This is a genomic window from Micromonospora sp. CMU55-4 (assembly GCF_011602315.1).
Classification (GTDB): domain Bacteria; phylum Actinomycetota; class Actinomycetes; order Mycobacteriales; family Micromonosporaceae; genus Micromonospora; species Micromonospora chalcea.
Map to the genome: position 1 here is coordinate 1 of NZ_JAAOLH010000051.1, position 772 is coordinate 772.

Sequence of the window (772 nt, forward strand, 5' to 3'; positions counted from 1 at the left end):
ACGTACCTTCTCGGTCAGCTGCCCACCCTCGTCGTAGCCGACATACCCGGGAGGGGCACCGACGAGCCGGGACACGGTGTACCGGTCGTGGAACTCCGACATGTCCAGCTGGATCAGCGCGTCCTCGGAACCGAACAGGAACTCCGCCAGGGCCTTGGACAGCTCGGTCTTACCGACACCGGACGGGCCTGCGAAGATGAACGACCCGGACGGCCGCTTCGGGTCCTTCAACCCGGCCCGGGTACGGCGGATCGCCTTCGAGACCGCCTTGACCGCGTCTTCCTGGCCGATGACGCGCTTGTGCAGCTCGTCTTCCATGCGCAGCAGCCGCGAGGTTTCCTCCTCGGTCAGCTTGTAGACCGGGATACCGGTCCAGTTGCCGAGCACCTCGGCGATCTGCTCGTCGTCAACCTCACTGACGACGTCCAGGTCACCGGCCTTCCACTCCTTCTCCCGCTGCGCCTTCTGCCCGAGCAGCTGCTTCTCGGTGTCACGCAGCTGCGCGGCCCGCTCGAAGTCCTGCGCGTCGATCGCGGACTCCTTGTCCCGACGCACCTGCGCGATCCGCTCGTCGAAGTCCCGCAGGTCCGGCGGCGCGGTCATCCGACGGATCCGCATCCGCGCGCCGGCCTCGTCGATCAGGTCGATCGCCTTGTCCGGCAGGAACCGATCCGAGATGTACCGGTCGGCCAGCGTCGCGGCGGCGACCAGGGCGGCGTCGGTGATGGAGACGCGGTGGTGCGCCTCGTAGCGGTCCCGCAGGCCCTTCAAA

At 67.7% G+C, this 772-nt stretch carries 1 protein-coding gene; it reads right to left on the reverse strand.

Annotated features, from left to right (window positions below; all coding sequences use genetic code 11):
• A partial coding sequence (locus tag HA073_RS30200) for an AAA family ATPase (protein ID WP_166457866.1) occupies positions 1-772 on the reverse strand: 772 nt, incomplete at both ends.